This is a genomic window from Corynebacterium hesseae, from assembly GCF_037850265.1.
Lineage (GTDB): Bacteria > Actinomycetota > Actinomycetes > Mycobacteriales > Mycobacteriaceae > Corynebacterium > Corynebacterium hesseae.
In genome coordinates, this window is sequence record NZ_CP137211.1 from 1,646,852 (window position 1) to 1,663,927 (window position 17,076).

The 17,076-nt window shown below is 61.9% G+C and carries 15 protein-coding genes; 8 read left to right on the plus strand and 7 right to left on the minus strand.

All coding sequences use genetic code 11. From position 1 onward, the window contains the following. The first annotated feature begins 186 nt into the window (after positions 1-186). Positions 187-969, plus strand: a complete 783-nt coding sequence (locus R3O64_RS07700) for a DeoR/GlpR family DNA-binding transcription regulator (protein WP_070524475.1) — start codon at positions 187-189, stop codon at positions 967-969. 98 nt (positions 970-1,067) lie between these two features. On the opposite strand, the gene ptsP is transcribed toward R3O64_RS07700, so the two are convergent. Further along, positions 1,068-2,762 (minus strand): phosphoenolpyruvate--protein phosphotransferase, encoded by a 1,695-nt coding sequence (ptsP, locus tag R3O64_RS07705; RefSeq protein ID WP_339016497.1) that lies wholly within the window; start codon positions 2,760-2,762, stop codon positions 1,068-1,070. A gap of 237 nt (positions 2,763-2,999) precedes the next feature. Between ptsP and R3O64_RS07710 the strand changes: the two genes are divergently transcribed. Genes R3O64_RS07710 through R3O64_RS07720 form a run of 3 tightly spaced genes read left to right on the plus strand, consistent with a single transcriptional unit; the run spans position 3,000 to position 6,418 of the window. Beyond that, complete coding sequence (locus R3O64_RS07710; RefSeq protein WP_339016499.1) at positions 3,000-3,971, plus strand: 1-phosphofructokinase; 972 nt, start codon at positions 3,000-3,002, stop codon at positions 3,969-3,971. A 22-nt stretch (positions 3,972-3,993) separates the two neighbouring features. Then, a complete protein-coding gene (locus R3O64_RS07715; RefSeq protein ID WP_339016501.1) occupies positions 3,994-6,090 on the plus strand; it encodes a fructose-specific PTS transporter subunit EIIC in 2,097 nt (698 codons plus the stop codon). Between the two features lie 58 nt (positions 6,091-6,148). After that, positions 6,149-6,418, plus strand: coding sequence for an HPr family phosphocarrier protein (locus R3O64_RS07720; RefSeq protein WP_010190265.1), 270 nt, complete (start codon positions 6,149-6,151; stop codon positions 6,416-6,418). Between the two features lie 362 nt (positions 6,419-6,780). On the opposite strand, the gene R3O64_RS07725 is transcribed toward R3O64_RS07720, so the two are convergent. Together R3O64_RS07725 and hflX are read right to left on the minus strand one after the other, a co-directional pair. Further along, positions 6,781-8,061, minus strand: coding sequence for a uracil-xanthine permease family protein (locus R3O64_RS07725; RefSeq protein ID WP_339016507.1), 1,281 nt, complete (start codon positions 8,059-8,061; stop codon positions 6,781-6,783). A 34-nt stretch (positions 8,062-8,095) separates the two neighbouring features. Continuing rightward, positions 8,096-9,574, minus strand: coding sequence for a GTPase HflX (gene hflX, locus R3O64_RS07730; RefSeq protein WP_070686213.1), 1,479 nt, complete (start codon positions 9,572-9,574; stop codon positions 8,096-8,098). Between the two features lie 122 nt (positions 9,575-9,696). On the opposite strand from hflX, the gene R3O64_RS07735 reads away from it, so the two are divergent. Continuing rightward, positions 9,697-10,479 (plus strand): hypothetical protein, encoded by a 783-nt coding sequence (locus R3O64_RS07735; protein ID WP_239249615.1) that lies wholly within the window; start codon positions 9,697-9,699, stop codon positions 10,477-10,479. 21 nt (positions 10,480-10,500) lie between these two features. Further along, positions 10,501-11,034, plus strand: coding sequence for a hypothetical protein (locus R3O64_RS07740; protein WP_070524492.1), 534 nt, complete (start codon positions 10,501-10,503; stop codon positions 11,032-11,034). A 17-nt stretch (positions 11,035-11,051) separates the two neighbouring features. Here R3O64_RS07740 and dapF read toward each other — a convergent pair whose 3' ends face one another. From dapF to R3O64_RS07755, 3 genes are read right to left on the minus strand one after another with little or no spacing between them, the layout of a single operon-like run. After that, the gene (dapF, locus tag R3O64_RS07745) at positions 11,052-11,888 is read right to left on the minus strand and encodes a diaminopimelate epimerase (protein WP_144675119.1); all 837 of its coding nucleotides are present in this window, start codon (positions 11,886-11,888) and stop codon (positions 11,052-11,054) included. An 11-nt stretch (positions 11,889-11,899) separates the two neighbouring features. After that, on the minus strand, positions 11,900-12,826 hold the full coding sequence (miaA, locus tag R3O64_RS07750) for a tRNA (adenosine(37)-N6)-dimethylallyltransferase MiaA (protein WP_239249617.1): 927 nt from the start codon (positions 12,824-12,826) through the stop codon (positions 11,900-11,902). Continuing rightward, positions 12,826-13,458, minus strand: coding sequence for a hypothetical protein (locus tag R3O64_RS07755; RefSeq protein ID WP_143334823.1), 633 nt, complete (start codon positions 13,456-13,458; stop codon positions 12,826-12,828). The genes miaA and R3O64_RS07755 overlap by 1 nt, the downstream gene beginning before the upstream one ends. 131 nt (positions 13,459-13,589) lie before the next feature. On the opposite strand from R3O64_RS07755, the gene R3O64_RS07760 reads away from it, so the two are divergent. After that, positions 13,590-14,906 carry a DUF349 domain-containing protein gene (locus tag R3O64_RS07760; protein ID WP_143334822.1) on the plus strand — a complete coding sequence of 439 codons (1,317 nt, stop codon included), beginning with the start codon at positions 13,590-13,592 and terminating at the stop codon, positions 14,904-14,906. 18 nt (positions 14,907-14,924) lie between these two features. After that, a complete protein-coding gene (locus R3O64_RS07765) occupies positions 14,925-16,001 on the plus strand; it encodes a GNAT family N-acetyltransferase (protein ID WP_339016520.1) in 1,077 nt (358 codons plus the stop codon). On the opposite strand, the gene R3O64_RS07770 is transcribed toward R3O64_RS07765, so the two are convergent. Beyond that, entirely contained in the window at positions 15,983-17,071 is a 1,089-nt protein-coding gene (locus R3O64_RS07770) for an alkene reductase (protein ID WP_339016522.1), read from the minus strand. The two genes, R3O64_RS07765 and R3O64_RS07770, sit on opposite strands and share 19 nt — an antisense overlap. Between the last annotated feature and the right edge of the window lie 5 nt (positions 17,072-17,076).

The following is a 17,076-nucleotide window of genomic DNA, read 5'->3' on the forward strand; positions in this document are numbered from 1 at the left end:
TTTAGTGACTAAGGCACGCGTTCGATGTGAGCTTTTCTTTGTTTAGTTCCGTTTTGTTCGCATTCAGTGGGACAATAGAAGTATCGACACAACATCCGTTGTTCTTTTCGTTCACATGCCCCAGCCCCGTTTTCCTTCACCGGCGGGCGCAGTGACCACCACAGGCAGACTTCATTTGGAGGAACCATGTACGCAGAAGAGCGTCGCCGACAAATTGCGTCATTGACCGCTGTAGAAGGACGAGTCAATGTCACCGAGCTCTCCGAGCGCTTCGATGTCACCGCTGAGACGATTCGCCGCGATCTCGCAGTCTTGGACCGAGAGGGAGTTGTGCACCGAGTTCATGGCGGTGCAGTCGCCTCCCAATCCTTCCAGACCGCCGAATTCACCCTTGATACTCGCCAACGTTCGGCCACGGGCGCCAAAATGGCAATCGCACGCGCCGCACTGGAGCAGCTTCCCGACGGCGGCAGCATCTTTCTCGATGCCGGAACCACCACGAATGCGCTTGCCGATCTCATAGGCCAGCGCTACTCGGCCGGGCAATTCAGCATTGTGTCGAATAGTCTCCCGATCGCTCTTTCACTAGCCAGCAACGGGGTATCTGACGTCCAGCTGCTGGGTGGCACCGTGCGCGCGATTACCCAGGCCGTCGTCGGTGACACTGCGCTTCGCACCATGGCCCTGATGCGTGCCGACGTCGCCTTCATCGGAACCAATGCGCTAACCATTGACCACGGGCTCTCTACGGCCGATTCGCAAGAGGCGGCTATCAAGTCAGCATTCGTCACCAATGCACACCGCGTTGTCGTGCTGTGTGATTCATCGAAGTTGGGCAATGACTACTTGGTCAGCTTTGCATCACTCGATGAGATTGATGTCGTCATTACCGACGCCGCCGCCCCCGATTCCTACGTTGAGGCTCTGCGCGAGCACGGCATCGAAGTGATTGTCGCCGCGGACAAGTAGGCGGTTTCACCAATAGATCAATTCAGCACCCATAGATCAATTCAGGAGGTGTGCACCCCGCATGATGAGGGCGCACACCTCCTGTGCAATTCAGCGCTCTAAGCGGACTGGTATTCCTCCAGCAGCGCAATCACTGCGGCACGAGCGTCCGCTGGGCTTTCGGCGTTGACAGCCGCCTCTGCCATCTTCTGGCACTGCTCAAGGCTGAGCTCAGCCAGCTGCGAACCGACGCCAGCCACCGCAGTCGACGCCGCCGACAGCGAAGTCACACCGAGGCCAGTCAACACGCAGGCAAGCATGGGATCAGCTGCGGCTTCGCCGCAGACGCCAACCGGAACGTTGTTATCGCGCCCCACCACGCAGGTGTGCTGAATCAGGCGAAGGACAGCAGGCTGCCATGGATCGGTCAAGTAGGCCAGCTGCGGCGACAGACGGTCCGCGGCCATGGTGTACTGCGTCAGATCATTGGTACCAATGGACACGAAATCGAGATGCGGCATGATGGTATCCGCCATCAAGGCTGCGGCGGGAACCTCAATCATCGCGCCGGCGGTCAAACCGCGCTCGCGGCACAGACCAGCGAACCATTTCGCTTCCACTGCGGTAGCCACCATCGGCGCCATAACCCACGTCGTAGCCCCATCTCCGCGCTTTTCCGCGGCCTGGGCGATAGCGTCGAGCTGACGAGTCAACAGCGCCTCGTTGTCGCGGGCGATGCGCAAACCACGAACGCCCAATGCGGGGTTTTCTTCCGAGTCCAAGGTGGCATAGGAAATCGGCTTATCCGAACCGGCGTCGAGCGTGCGAACGACGACCTTGGACTCCGGGAAAGCGTTGAAAACCTTGCCGTAGATGCGCGCTTGCTCCTCGACGGTCGGTTCCTCGCTGGCAGAGAGGAAGGACAACTCCGTGCGGTATAGGCCAATGCCTTCTGCCTGCGAGTCAGAGGCGATGCGGGCTGCGTTTCCGTCAGCAACGTTGGCCAGCAACTGCACGCGATGGCCATCCTTGGTCTGGGCTGGTCCCCGCCACTGGGCAACTCGTGCCGCCTTCTCACGGTATTCCTCCACGGCCTTCAGCGCGGAGGCACGATCTGCACCGAGGGACACCGATCCTACGGAGCCATCAACGAAGAGCTGGGTGCCTGCCTCAATCGTTCGCAGCTTAGCGCCCACTGCCACGATGCAGGGAAGATCAAGCTGGCGAGCAATAATCGCGGTGTGGCTGGTTGGCCCGCCAAGCTCGGTCACGAGCGCCTTGATGTGGGTGGTGTCCAAGGTAGCAGTATCCGCCGGGGCTAGATCGTCAGCCAGCAGTACAGCCTCCCCTTCGACCATGGGCAGACCCGGCTCTTGCTCACCGCGCAGCTGAGCAATCACTCGATCGCGCACGTCCTTGAGGTCCGTCGTGCGCTCAGCCATGACGCCACCGGCGGCCTCAAACATGGTGACAAACCTGTCCGTGGCCCCCACAACTGCATACTCGGCGTTCTTACCGCCGCGAATACCCTTGCGCACTGCCTTGTGCCAGCCTCGGTCCTTGACCATTCCGGCGGTTGCGCCAAGAACTTCAGCCGCTTGGCCTTCGGCCCCAGCTGCACGCTGTTCCAACCGGCTAGCAACCATATCTACCGCTTCGAGGAAGCGATCGTATTCGGCATCACGTTGCTCTTCCGCCACGGTTTCTCCAGCCGTGGGCAGTTCTGGGCGTGGGCGGACCCACACCGCCTCAGCGTATGCAACGCCAGCGACGACGCCGGTGCCTTTAATGATGGATGGGGATGCGTTTTCCATGACACATTTCCTTACGGAGACGATGTTTTCTCTTTCCAGATCATCACAAGTCGGCCAAAAATGCAACGAAACCCACAGTGATTCCATTGACATTCGGACACATACGGGCAATAATCAACATTAAGCAACATTAATTTCACGCTGACAACGGGCAATCCGCACCGAAGCTCTTGTTCACGCCGCTGAGGCGCGTTTGCCCCAAATATACGCACTCCGCGAAAGGGGACATTCTCCACGATGATCCTTACTTTGACCCCCAACCCGAGCATCGACGCCACCGTGCGCTTGAACGAGGAACTCGAACCTGGTGCTGTTCACCGCGCCGGATCCGTCTCCAGCGTTGCCGGTGGTAAAGGCGTCAACGTTACGCACGCGGTAACGCTCGCCAACGTCGACAGCCTGGCGCTGCTCCCCGCCGTTGCCTCCGATCCTTTCTTGGCCCTCGCGGCCGAGGCATCGATACCCGTGCAGGCCGTGCCCACTCACAGCGCGGTGCGCACCAACACCACTCTGACAGAGCCGAATGGCCGCACGACCAAGCTCAATGGCCCCGGCGCCACGCTCGATGCGGACGTGCAGCAAGCCGTTGCACAGGAACTCGCAGAACACTGCGCCGACGCCGAGTGGTTAGTCATGGCAGGCTCTCTCCCCCAAGGCGTTCCCACCGACTGGTACACGCAGCTCATCCGGGTAGCCCGCGAAGCCAACCCTGATCTGCGCATAGCCGTCGATACCTCTGATGCGCCCATGGTGGCTCTCGGTGACAACCTCGAAGTAGCCAGCCCCGACCTCATAAAGCCAAACGGCCTCGAGCTGGGCCAGCTTGCAGGTGTCGATGGTCAGGCCCTTGAGGCCGCCGCCGAAGACGGCGACTTCAGCGGAGTGGTTGAGGCCGCGAGGGTCGTCGTCAAGCGCGGCATCCCCGAGGTTCTTGTCACCCTGGGCAGCGCTGGCGCGGTGCTGGTCACGGCCAATGAAGCATGGGCTGCTACTCCCCCGCCGATTACCCTGCGCTCCACCGTGGGTGCCGGCGATTCTTCGCTCTCCGGCTATATCCTCGCCCGCCGCTCCGGCGCCTCGTACCCCGAGGCCCTGCGCCAGGCTGTGGCCTACGGTTCAGCAGCCGCAGCACTCCCGGGAACCCAGATTCCAACCCCCGAAGAACTAGATATCGAACACACGACGGTTTCTGCCGTCACCGACCTTTAGTAGTACTGAGGAGTACCTACCGATGTCATCACGACTCATCACCACCGACCTCGTGGCGCTCGACGCCGACTTCGGTGACAGCATCGAATCAGTCATTACCAATCTGGCCTCGCTTGTTCACGACACCGGCCGCGCTACCTCCGTGGACGAGCTGGCAGGCCCGGCCATCGCGCGTGAAGCCAAAGCCGGCACCGGTGTCCCCGGCGGCGTTGCCATCCCACACTGCCGCTCTGCTGCCGTGTCTGAACCCACCCTGGCCTTCGCCCGTCTCTCGCGCGGGGTCGACTTCTCGGGCCCCGACGGGGACGCCCACTTGGTATTCCTCATCGCCGCTCCGGAAGGCGGCGGCAAGGCCCATCTGAAGATTCTCTCGAAGCTCGCTCGCGCGCTGGTGAAGAAGGACTTCCTGGAAGCCCTTCGAACTGCGAAGACCAAAGAAGAGATCGTCTCCCTCGTCCTCGACGTTGTCAACGCAGAAAAGCCGAAGAAAAAGGCTGCGGCCACCGAATCAGCACCCACTGCAGGTGCGAGTGCAGCGGCAGCGGCTCCTGCTTCGAGCAAGGCTGCAGAGTCGAAGAAGACGCGCATCGTGGCCGTCACCGCATGCCCGACCGGCATTGCTCACACGTACATGGCTGCCGACGCCCTCACCCAAACCGCCGAGGAACGCGACGACGTCGAGCTCACCGTGGAGACCCAGGGGTCCTCCAACAACACCTCTGTTTCGGCAGACACGATTGCGGCTGCCGACGCCGTGATTTTCGCTACCGACGTGGGCGTTCGTGACCGTGAGCGCTTCGCCGGCAAGCCGGTCATCGAATCTGGCGTCAAGCGCGCCATCAACGAACCGGGCGTGATGATCGATGAGGCCATCGCCGCCTCGAAGAACCCCAACGCGCACAAGGTGGCAGGAACTGCCGGCGCTTCCTCCTCTAGCGCTGAGGAAGATGGCCAGGGTCTGGGCTGGGGCAAGCGTATTCAGCAAGCCATCATGACCGGCGTTTCTTACATGGTTCCGTTTGTTGCCGCGGGCGGCCTCCTCCTGGCACTGGGATTCCTCTTCGGCGGATATGACATGGCTAATGGGTGGCAGGCCATCACCACCGACTACTCGCTGACCAACTTGCCGGGCCATGACGTCATGGTCGACGGCGAAATGATGACCTTCAAGAAGGCAGGGTTCGCCCTGTACATCGGCGCCGTGCTCTTCGCCATCGGTCAAGCATCGATGGGATTCATCGTCGCGGCGCTCTCCGGCTACATCGCCTTCGCGCTGGCAGGCCGCCCAGGCATCGCGCCGGGCTTCGCGGGTGGTGCCATTGCCGTGACTCTCGGCGCTGGCTTCATCGGCGGTCTCGTCACAGGTCTCATTGCTGGCTTTGTTGCGCTGTGGATTGGCAAGTGGAAGGTACCGCGTTGGATCGGCTCCCTCATGCCTGTCGTTATCATCCCGCTGCTCGCCACGATGATCACTGGCCTGCTCATGTACCTGCTTCTCGGTGCCCCGCTGGCCGCCATCATGGAGGGCCTGCAGAACTGGCTGTCCTCGATGTCTGGTTCCTCCGCTGTCCTTCTGGGCATCATCCTCGGCCTGATGATGTGCTCCGACCTGGGTGGCCCGGTCAACAAGGCTGCCTACCTCTTCGCCACCGCTGGCCTGTCCACGGGCGACGAGGCCTCCATGAAAATCATGGCCGCCGTCATGGCCTCCGGCATGGTTCCGCCGATTGCGCTGTCGATCGCTACCTTCGTACGCAAGAACCTGTTCACGCCTGCGGAGCAGGAGAATGGTAAGTCCGCGTGGCTGCTGGGCCTGTCCTTCGTCTCCGAGGGCGCCATTCCGTTCGCTGCCGCCGACCCGCTGCGTGTCATCCCTTCGATGATGCTCGGTGGCGCGGTCACTGGTGCGCTGTCGATGTCCCTTGACGTCATGTCTCGCGCCCCGCACGGCGGAATCTTCGTTATCTTCGCCATCGAACCTGCGTGGGCGTACTTCGTGGCCATCCTTGCCGGCGTCATCGTGTCCACCATCGCGGTCATCGCGATGAAGCGATTCTGGCCCAACAAGGCTGCTGAAGAGGCTGCAGCAAAGGCCGACATGGCCAAGGCTGCCGCCTAACCCTTAACCCGCGTACACTTGTAAGCACGAAATACCGTAATTCGAAAGGATTATCATCATGGCTTCTAAGACCGTCAAGGTTGGTTCCTCCGTCGGACTGCACGCACGTCCGGCCTCCATCATCGCAGACGCTGCCGCTGAGTTCGATGAGGACATCTTCCTCACCCTCGTTGGCGATGAGGACGAGGATGAGACCGATGCTGCTTCCTCCCTCATGATCATGGCTCTCGGCGCCGAGCAGGGCGACGAAGTCACCGTGACCTCCGAGAACGAGGCAGCTGTCGAGAAGATTGCTGGCCTTATCGAGCAGGACCTCGACGCTTCCTAAAGCACTTTCCGTTTATAGAACGGCAGCTCCCGCTTCCCTCTTTGATGAGGGTGGCGGGAGCTTTTCGTTGCTTGGTTGTCTAGCAAAAGGTTCTAGTCATCGGGCTCTACTCAAACGGTTTTGCTGGGGGCAAGGAAACCATATAGAGGTGCCTATAAGGTTCACTTGACCCCAAGAAAACCTTCTGACCCGAACCATGTGAGTAGAACCATGTGGATGCGCTGCCTCATACCGCAGAGGGACCGAAGTAAAAGCACCTTATGCAGATTTCTGCACACATTCACCTGGGGTTTTGCGTAAATACGCGTCCAGAAGGTGCCTTTACTCCGGTCCCTTATCCTCGCTAATCGGCGGAAGCGCCTCTAGTACTTCGCGCCGCGTCCCTCACCAATGGTGCCGTAGAGCTTCTTCATCACCGGGTAGAGCACGATGATGCCAACCGAGCCCCAGGCAATACCTTCCAGCGTCACTCCGAAGACGTCGAGGGTGAGGTTGCCAATGCCTGCGATGAGCGCCACTGCCGCCGCAGTGAGGTTCACCGGGTTGTTGAAGTTGACCTTGTTGTCCATCCAGATGCGCACGCCAAGCATGCCGATGAGGCCGTAGAGGACGATGCAAGCACCACCCAGCACGCCGGTGGGGATGGTGAAGATAAGCGCGCCAAACTTCGGGATGAAAGCCAGCGCGATAGCGGTAACAGCAGCCACCCAATAGGCGGCCGTCGAGTAGACGCGGGTGGCGGCCATGACGCCAATGTTCTCCGCGTAGGTTGTGGTGCCGGAACCACCGAAACCACCGGCCAGGGAGGTAGCCAGGCCGTCCGCGATGAGAGCATCGCCAGCGAGATCATCGAGGTCGCGCTTGGTCATCTCAGAGACCGCCTTAACGTGGCCGACATTTTCAGCAATCAGAACGACCAACACCGGAAGTGCTGCCGCGATGGCTGAAACGTGGAACTCCGGCGCATGGAACTGCGGGAAGCCAATCCAAGCCGCCTCGCGGATAGACTCCACCGCGCCCTCACCGAGGTTGCCCGTGGCGGCCGCGAAAGCCCAGCCGACGACGACACCAATCAGAATCGACAGACGCGAAACCATGCCCCGCCCAGCGACAGTGGCGAGGATGATGACCGCCAGCGTCACCGTGGCAACCAGCGGCTGGCTCGAATAGTTGGTGGCTGCATTGGGAGCCAAGTTGAGGCCGATCAGCGCAACAATGGCACCGGTGACGGCCGGCGGCATGACAGCGTCGAGGACCTTTCGGCCCGCCGCCTTCACCGCGAGACCAATGGCCACCAAGACCAGGCCAGTCACGAGGACGGAACCTGCCTGCGCGCCAATGCCGTACTGCTGGGAGGCGCTCAGCGGCGCAATGAACGCGAATGAGGAGCCCAGGTAGGAAGGCAAGCGGTTGCGGGTAATCAGGAGGAACAGAATCGTTCCCAAACCCGAAAACAGCAGCGTCGTGTTGACCGGGAATCCGGTCAGGGTGGGCACGAGCAACGTCGCACCAAACATGGCCACCACGTGCTGCATGCCGATGCCGATGGTGCGGCCCCAGCTCAATCGTTCTTCGGGTGCGACAACCGCGCCCGGCTTAATCGTCTTTCCGTCCCCGTGGACGGCCCAGCCAAAACTATTCACGAGCCTTAATTATGGCTCACGCGAGCACCGAAACCTAAGCATCTTGGTCAGAAACTCGAAATTCTTTGAGCTCGGCGGCGACGGAAGCTGGCAGGCGGACGTCGACAAGCGTGCCCTCCCCCGTGTAGTCCTCGCCGCGCACGGTGCCTTGGGTGTGGATGCGATCGATCACGTCCCCGCGGGTAAACGGCACGAGAAGCCGCACGTGTTCATCCTGAGAGTTGAGGAACAGCTCCACGCGCGTGGTGAGCTCATCAATGCCCTCCCCCGTCTTGGCGGAGACATACACAACGTTGTCGCGGTCGAGGACGTGACGCAGTTCCGCCAGCACCAGCGGATCGGCCTGGTCAATCTTATTGATCACGACGATCTCCGGCGGTGCCTCCTCACCGGTCTCCTTCACGATGTCATAAATGACCTGGTTGACGGCCTCAATCTGCTTCAGCGGGAAGGGATCCGACCCGTCCACCACGTGCAGCATCAGGTCTGCTGCGAGGACCTCCTCCAAGGTGGACTTGAAGGCTTCCACCAACTGCGTGGGTAGATGGCGCACGAACCCAACGGTATCGGTGAAGACGACCTGGCGGCCATCGGCAAGCTCGGCGCGGCGAGTGGTGGGATCCAAGGTCGCGAAGAGCGCGTCCTCCACCAGCACGCCGGCACCCGTCATTGCATTAATGAGGGAGGACTTGCCAGCGTTGGTGTAGCCGGCGATGGCGATCTGAGGGATCGTCGATGACGCACGGCGCGAACGCTTAATCTCACGTGCCGTTTTCATCGCCTTAAGCTCCTTGCGAAGCAGGGCCATCTGCGTGCGGATGCGGCGGCGGTCCGTCTCAATCTTGGTCTCACCCGGACCACGCAGGCCCACGCCACCGTTGGAGCCGGCGCGGCCGCCCGCCTGGCGCGAGAGGTTTCCACCCCAACCACGGGTATGGGTATAGAGGTATTCCAGCTGCGCGAGCGAGACCTGGGCCTTGCCTTCCTTGGACTTGGCGTGCTGCGCAAAGATATCCAGGATGAGCATGGTGCGGTCAATGACCTTGGTGTTGAGCGCACGCTCCAAGGCAGAGAGCTGGCCTGGGGTTAGCTCGCCATCGCACACCACGGTATCCGCGCCAGTAGCAGCCACGATGTCCTTGAGCTCGTTCACTTTGCCCGAACCGATATAGGTGCCTGGATCCGGTTTATCTCGCTTCTGGTACAAGGCTTCGACGACTTCGGCTCCCGCGGTTTCCGTCAGAGCGGCTAACTCCGCCATCGTGGCCTCAACCTCGGCCACGGTACCTTCGGTCCACACTCCCACGAGCACCACTTGCTCAAGGCGCAGCTTTCGATACTCCACCTCGTAGCCATCAGTGGTGTCTTCCGCGCGGATGGTGGTCTCACGGTTTACTCGCCGGAAGGCGTTGCGCTCCGCAAGGTCGAGATCACCGGTAGTTGGCTCCTGTGATTTGGGCGCGGGCTCACCAAAAGCCTGCGCGAGGAGATCATCATGGGTTTCTTTTGTCATATGCTCCCTATTCTTGCACGTTGCCGCTCTCAACTGGGAATCTCCGCTTCCTGTTCCCACGAACTGCCGCAGCGCGGTGACGTATCAGCGATGGTTTTTGAGTCCCCTCTGCGACAGATACAATGGTGCACATGACCGTGAAAGAAACCTCCCACCCAGAGATGCAGGCCATCGGCCTTAACTACGAGCGCTGGCAGGACGCCGTTGAGGCAGCCATTTCCACCAATCAACTGGCAGTGACCGGGGAGGTTCGCGGGGGACAACTTATCCAGTTCGCGGATCCTTCCGGCGCGCAACTCAATATCCTCGCCGTCGAGCCTTTCGCCACCTTCATTGGTTTCGAGGGCGTTACCCAGGGCTTCGCCCACGTGTCGATGATTAATGATGTCTTGGCTTTCCTGGAGATCATTGATCCTTTCGGCAACGTGCTCGCGCAGGCGACGGCAAATCTGGCGCAGGGCCCGCTCCTCGCTGACGAAGACACCCAGCAGTGGCAGCAAGTAGAGCTCACTGCGATGGGTCTCAACGTCTCCGCATTCGACAGCACAGATGCCTACGAAGCAGCGAAAGGAAGCTACCCGGCCACGTTTGAGTCCGCGGGCGCGGACATTGTCGCGGCTGGCTCCGGCGCCGAAACCCCCACCCCGGGCTGCACCTTTGCAGCACGGGTCATGGAATCCGAGTGGCGCCACAACCAGCTCACCGATGAACGCTTCATGCATCTGGTCATGGATGGTGCGTTCCCCTTCGATCTCTGCTTGCCCGAGAGCTTTGGAGACCTCCCGGTAAAGGATTCCGTTCTTGCGGGCTCGGCAATGCTGACCGCCTCGATCGCGCTGCCTACCGGCGGCTGCGGCGGCGAAGGCGGGTGCGCCTGCGGCTCCGGCGGCTGCGGCGGTCACTAGAACTTCCGTAGAGTAGTTCACATGAGTTTTTCCGCATCTCAGCGTCGCGGCCTTGCGCTGCTTCTCGCCGTGGTTACCGCTGCGGTGTTGATTCTGACGCTGAAGCTGCCGGGGGTTATCCTCGCCGCGTTTGTGTGCGCAGCGCTGTGGCTCTTTGCCGACGCCCGCCCCAACGCCTCTGAACATGCGGCACTGCGGGCTTCTATTGCGCTCACGGTGGAGGACATCACGGGAGTGCTTGAGGATTACGCGACGTTTGCCACGAGCGACGACGCAGAGTCCCTCGCCGACCGCACGTTGCACCGCCCGGCGCTTGTCGACGCCGACTGCGCCAACCCCGCCATCGAAGCGTTCCACTACGAGATGCATGGCGCGCAACGCTTCTTACGCCGCCTCGACGCTCGAGTAAACTCGCCGAATGCCGAGACAAGTGAGCTTGAATCCCTGCTCAAGGTAGCCGATGAACGCGCCGCCGAGCTCAAAGAAGCCTGGCTCGCCGCCCGCCGCGCTGCCTTGGCCTTGGGTACCAATTACGAAAAGGAGGACGGACGCTAAACGCCGTCCTGAAAGCCCTATAGTGACGTTTCACCAGTTGCCACGATGCGCGAAGGGCCCGTCAGCGTGGAGCCGTCCTCGGTGATTTCTACCTGGACCTCGCCGCCGGGGACGATGACGCGGACGCTGCCGGTGATGCGGGAGGCGTCGGCAAGCGCGGCGCACGCTGCCGCCACCGTTCCGGTGCCGCACGAACGAGTCTCACCCGAGCCGCGCTCGAAGACGCGCATGTGAACCGTTCCATCCCGCAAGGGCGTGACCAGCTCAAGGTTGACGCCAGCCGGGAAGAAATCCGTATCAAATACCGGTTGCTCAAGGCGCTTTCCAGCCAATTCCTCTGCGCTAAGGCCTGGGATAACCGCCGCCAAATGGGGATTTCCCACGTCTACGCCAAGGCCGGCAAAGCTCTCCCCCGCCATCGACGCTGTGGAGACGCCGAGCACCTGTACTGGGCCCATCTCCACGCTGACTTCGGCCGCTGTGTCGTTAAAGGAGTGCACGGTCACCTGCTTGGCCCCTGCGCGAGTGCCCACGGTGAAGGCGTCGGTATCCACCAACCCCCGTGAGCGGACCCAGTGTGCGAAGACCCGGGTGCCGTTGCCACACATCTCCGCAATCGAGCCATCCGCATTGCGGTAGTCCATGAACCAGTCCTCCGCAGCGATACCCGGCGCGAGTTCCTCAATCTCCCCATTGGCAAGCAGCTGACCGGCGCGGATAACGCGCAGCACGCCGTCCGCACCGATTCCCGCACGACGGTCACACAGAGCCACTACCTTTTCCGGCGGCAGCGCTTCTGTTCCTTCCACAATGACGAAGTCGTTCCCAGTTCCGTGGCCTTTTGCAAACTTCATAGGTTTAAAGTCTACTGTCCTTCCACGATGCGCAATGCCTGCGGCGTCGTCTCGGCCGCAGCATCGAGCCACTGGATCCGCTTGTCGCGGTTGAACCAGGAGCGCTGGCGGCGCACATAGCGGCGGGTTCCGGTAATGGTGCGCTCCACTGCTTCTTCCCATGTCAGCTCGCCGCGCTGGGCTTGCAGCACCTGTGCGTAGCCGATCGCCCGGCCTGCTGTGGAGTCAGCCTTCAGACCGTGGGCTTGGAGGTTTTCAACTTCCTCCACGAGCCCTTTATCGAACATGAGGCGGCTGCGCAGCTCAATGCGTGGGTTCAGCCAGTTGGATTCCGTGCGCAGACCGAGGATTATCGTCCCCCACCGGGGCGGGGCGTTCTTCGGTGGCTGGCTGGCTTTGAAGGGCTTCCCAGTAAGCTCGATAACCTCCAGCGCGCGCACGGTGCGGCGCGGGTCTTTGTCCTCGATGATGGCTGCGGCCGCTGGGTCCACAGCGGCCAGCTCCGCGTGCAGGGCATCGGTACCGATCTCTTGGCGCCGGGCCTCCCAGCGGGCCCGCACCTGCGGGTCAGTGGGTGGGAATTGCCAGTTATCCACGAGCGATTGGACATACAGCATGGAGCCGCCCACCAGAATCGGGGTTTTACCGCGTGCACGGATGCCGTCAATATCCGCGATGGCGGAGGCCTGATAGCGCGCTACCGACGCCGTTTCCGTCACGTCCCACACGTCCAGCTGATGGTGCGGAATGCCTTCGCGTTCCTCCTTTGTCAGCTTGGCTGTGCCGATATCCATGCCCCGGTAGAGCTGCATCGAATCAACGTTGACAACCTCCCCGTCGAGCTCGTGCGCAAGAGCTACACCGAGCGCTGATTTCCCGGAGGCCGTCGGGCCCACCACCGCGATAGGGGTTGGGCCGGGTGCTTGGACTTCAGGCATTAGCACTGCCACCCCGCCACATAGCGCCCTACCCCGAGGGTTGAATCCGCCGCCCGCAGTTCCGCGTGACGTGGGTGCACGCTTGCCAGCTGCGCCCAGAGGCTCGTCTCGAGCACACCGGCAGCACGGAGGCGCTCTTCGTCGCAGTGGCCTTCCCCTCCCGCAAGGATGCTTTCGCACCACAGGTGTGCATCCCGTGCGCCATCGACAAGCGCAAGCGGCGCGCGCTCGGTCAGGCCGGCCGAACCGTCAACGCAGACCACAGTCAAGCGCCCGGGGCGGACCTCACCGAGCTCAGCGCGGGAATCCTCCACCACGAAGCCCGGTTCATCGGGAGTATGGCTAAGCGCGCGGCTAAGCACGTAGCGGGCCATGATTTCCGGAAGGAAATTCCCGCCGCCGACATTGACCTGTGGTGCTCCCCATGCTTTCAAGCTCCCTGTGTGCTCGGTACGCCAACGCACGTCGCGCGATCCCACAATGTCCACCTGGAGGGGGCTGCTGCCGCTCACGCGTGCGGCATCACGGGCCAACTCGCACGCAGCACTGAGCAGCGCACGCGAGGCATCATCGCTGGGTGAGAGTTCTTCCGCCAAGGCCGGTGAGGCTGGCATAATCATGAGATTCTGCATCGACTCCCATCCTATAAGGTTAGTTTTTCGGGGTTAACACGCGGCTGCGCGGCTGAAACGGTAGTGTTGTGTGACATAAGTTCTGGCAGCCGTGTCGCGCGGCGCGATAGTACCGAAGGTGGTTTCCTACCATGTCCGCTATTCCTTCCCCTGGAGCCATGCCCCGCAAGGGTTCTCGCCCCGGCCCAACTCCTTCCGCCCCGGCAGCTCGCCCGGTGCAGCCTGTGAAGAACGATCCCACTCAGTGGGGCCGCGTTGATGCTGATGGTTCGGTGTATGTCAAAGCACCCGAGGGCGAACGCAAGATCGGTGAATGGCAGGCGGGTACTCCTGAAGAAGGCCTAGCGCATTTTGGCGCACGCTACGATGATTTGTCTACTGAGATCGAGCTGCTGGAATCCCGCCTAAATGCACATCCGGGCGATGCAGCATCGATTAAGGCTACCGCGGCAGAGCTGCGGGAATCCCTGCCCACGCAGGCGGTGATTGGTGATATTGCAGCCTTGGATCAGCGCCTGGGCACCGTCATCGAGCATTCCGTCGAAGCCGGCGAGCAAGCACAGGCCGATAAGGCCCGCCGCCGCGAGGAGGCAATCGCAAAGAAGGAGAAGCTCGCCGCAGAGGCCGAGGACATCGCCGCTAACTCGACGGAGTGGAAGGCCGCCGGCGACCGCATCCGCGACATCCTCGAGGAATGGAAGCAGATCCGCGGCATCGACCGCCACACGGATGATGCCCTGTGGAAGCGCTATTCCCGCGCCCGGGATTCCTTCAACCGCCGCCGAGGCTCGCACTTCGCTGAGCTCGACCGCAACCGCGCTGCTTCCCGCGCCAAGAAGGAAGAATTGGTTGAGCGCGCAGAAGCTATCAAGGAATCCACTAACTGGGGTGAGACGGCGCGCGCTTACCGCGACCTCATGACGGAGTGGAAGGCTGCTGGCCGCGCGCCGCGCGAGATCGATGACAAGCTCTGGGCCCGCTTCCGCGCCGCGCAGGACCACTTCTTTAACGCCCGCAACGCCGTCAACGATGAGCGCGACAAGCAGTTCGCTGAGAACGCCGCCGCCAAGGACGCACTCATTGCGGAATATGACTCCCAGATTGATCCCACCAAGTCGCTCGACGCGGCGAAGGCCAAGCTGCGAGAGCTGCAGGAAAAGTGGGAAGAGATTGGTTTCGTCCCGCGCAATCAGGTACGTGAGTTCGAGGCTAAGATTTCCGCTCTGGAAAAGCGCGTGAGCGATGCCGAGGATTCAGAGTGGCGCCGGACGGATCCAGAGGCCCAGGCCCGCGTGGCTCAGTTCCAGGCCAAGGTGGATGACTTCACCGCTCAAGCAGAAGCAGCTGAGGCCAAGGGCAATACCAAGAAGGCAGAGGATCTGCGCGCCCAGGCCAAGCAGTGGCAGGAGTTCGCGGATGCCGCCGCGGCTGCTGTCAACGGCAAGTAAGCGCGCCGCATAGCCTGAGTGTTCGTTCACATCGTCGCCCCGCCGGGCTCGGCCCACGCTGAGCCGGCTGACTGTCTCCGCAGCTTCGTCTTCGACGCTAACCTTGCCGCGCAAGAGGCCAGCGGTGATCCCGCGGCCAGTGGCTCTCCGCGTCGCGTGCTCCAGCGTCTCCAAGGTTCTACGGAGTCGCGTACCTACCTCGTTGGTCTGACAGACTCCGTCTTGGGCCCAGCTGGAGAGTTGGGCTTGCCGGTTATTTCGGCCGCCGAGCCCAGCCCAGAAATTGACTTCGACGGTTTCATCCACATCTCGCTTCCGCTTTTGGAAGAGACAGATAACGCCGACATCGAGTGCGTCCTCGCCGCCGATCTCCTCCCCCTGCCCGGGGAAGAGCTGGAGCCGGAAGCCCTCGAGGTCACGCGGACCTTGGCGCGCGAAGCCCTCCGCCTTACCCGCCAGCTAGGCCGCAAGAATGCCCAGGTTGGCATGCTGTACCCGCCGGACGCGGACCGCTCATACGACCCGATGTCGCAGGCCTACCTCGAACTGGGCTTTCGCCAGAAGCACGCCGAGCGCCAGATGTACATCGACATCGCTGCCACCTCCCCGGTCCTCGGCGCGCACGTCTGGCCGGACTACGACATTCCGGACGCGTTGCTTGACGACGTCCTCCGCTTGCTCACCCTCGCCTCCACCGACGCGGTCTACGGTGACTTGAGCGTCGAGCCCATCGTGTGGACGCGGCAGCGCCTCAAGGAGGCCCACGCCCGGCTGCGCTCCCGCAATGCGCACACTCTGCTGGTGGGCATTCTCGACCAAGGTAAAGTCGTCGCCCTCACGGAGCTCTCCCGCCACGGCGATGCAGACCCCGAGGTGTGCGAGTGGACGCTCACGGTCACCGACCGTGAATACCGACGCCGCGGGTTAGCCACGCGCGCCAAACAGCATGCTCAGTACGCAGTAGCGCACCACTGGCCAACCGTTCACCGTGCGTACTGCTCAGTGGCCCAGGCCGATCCAGCGATGAACGCGCTGTATGCCCGCCTTGGGGCGCACGTCATCTCCGCCAGCAGCGCCTACGAGCTCACCGTGTAAACGGGGTAGTCGGTATAGCCGCGCTCCCCTCCCGTGTAGAACGTGCTCTCATCCGGCGCGGTGACAGGCAATTCCTCCTGCCAGCGGCGGACTAGGTCCGGATTCGAGATGGCCAGCCGCCCCACCGCCACGGCATCGCCGTGCTGCACCAACTGCTCGGCCTCCTCCCGCTGGGTGATGCGACCAAAGCCTGAGTTGAGGATGACGCGTGTCTTCCCGTTGGCGCGAACATGAGTGCTCAGCTCGGTGATGAGCTCACCAGTGGGCTCTGCGTGAAGGAAAGAAACATAGGCCAAGCCGAGGTCTTCGATGGCGCGAAGCAGCCCACCGTAGGTGGCGCGCACATCCTCAGTGTCGCTTTCCTCAATGCCTTGAATATTGTTTTGCGGCGATAGGCGCAGCGCAAGGCGGTCCGCGTCAATCTCTTCAGCCACCGCACGCAGGATCTCCTCCACAAGGCGATAGCGCTTCTGCGGGCTTCCGCCATAAGCATCGTCGCGGTGATTCGAGCTCGGGGAAAGGAATTGATGCAGGAGATAGCCGTTGGCACCGTGGATCTCTACGCCATCCATGCCTGCGTCAATAGCGTTGCGTGCGGCTTGCCGGAACTCATCGATGATGCGCGGCATCTCTTCACTATCGAGTGCTCGGGGCACTGGGCACTCCTTACGGGATTCGAAATCTCTCACCGCAGTGCCGGAGGCCAGCGCGGAGGGAGCTGCCGGCTCCGCTCCTTCAAGAAGGGTGGTATGAGACAAACGCCCGCCATTCATTACCTGCATGAAGATGCGCCCGCCGGAATCGTGAACGGACTTCGCCACGCGACGCCACCCAGCTATCTGCTCTGGTGTCTCGATACCAGGCTGGCCTGGGAAGGCACGGCTGGTCACCGCTGGGAACACGCCTTCTGTCACGATAAGCCCCATGGAGGCGCGTTGCGCGTAGTACCTCTCGTGCAACTGCGTGGGGACACCGTCGCGACCTGCGCGCGACCGAGTCAAAGCCGCCATCGTCACGCGGTTTGGAAGCGTTAGTCGTCCCAATTCTAAAGAGTCAAAGAGTGTAGCCATGCACT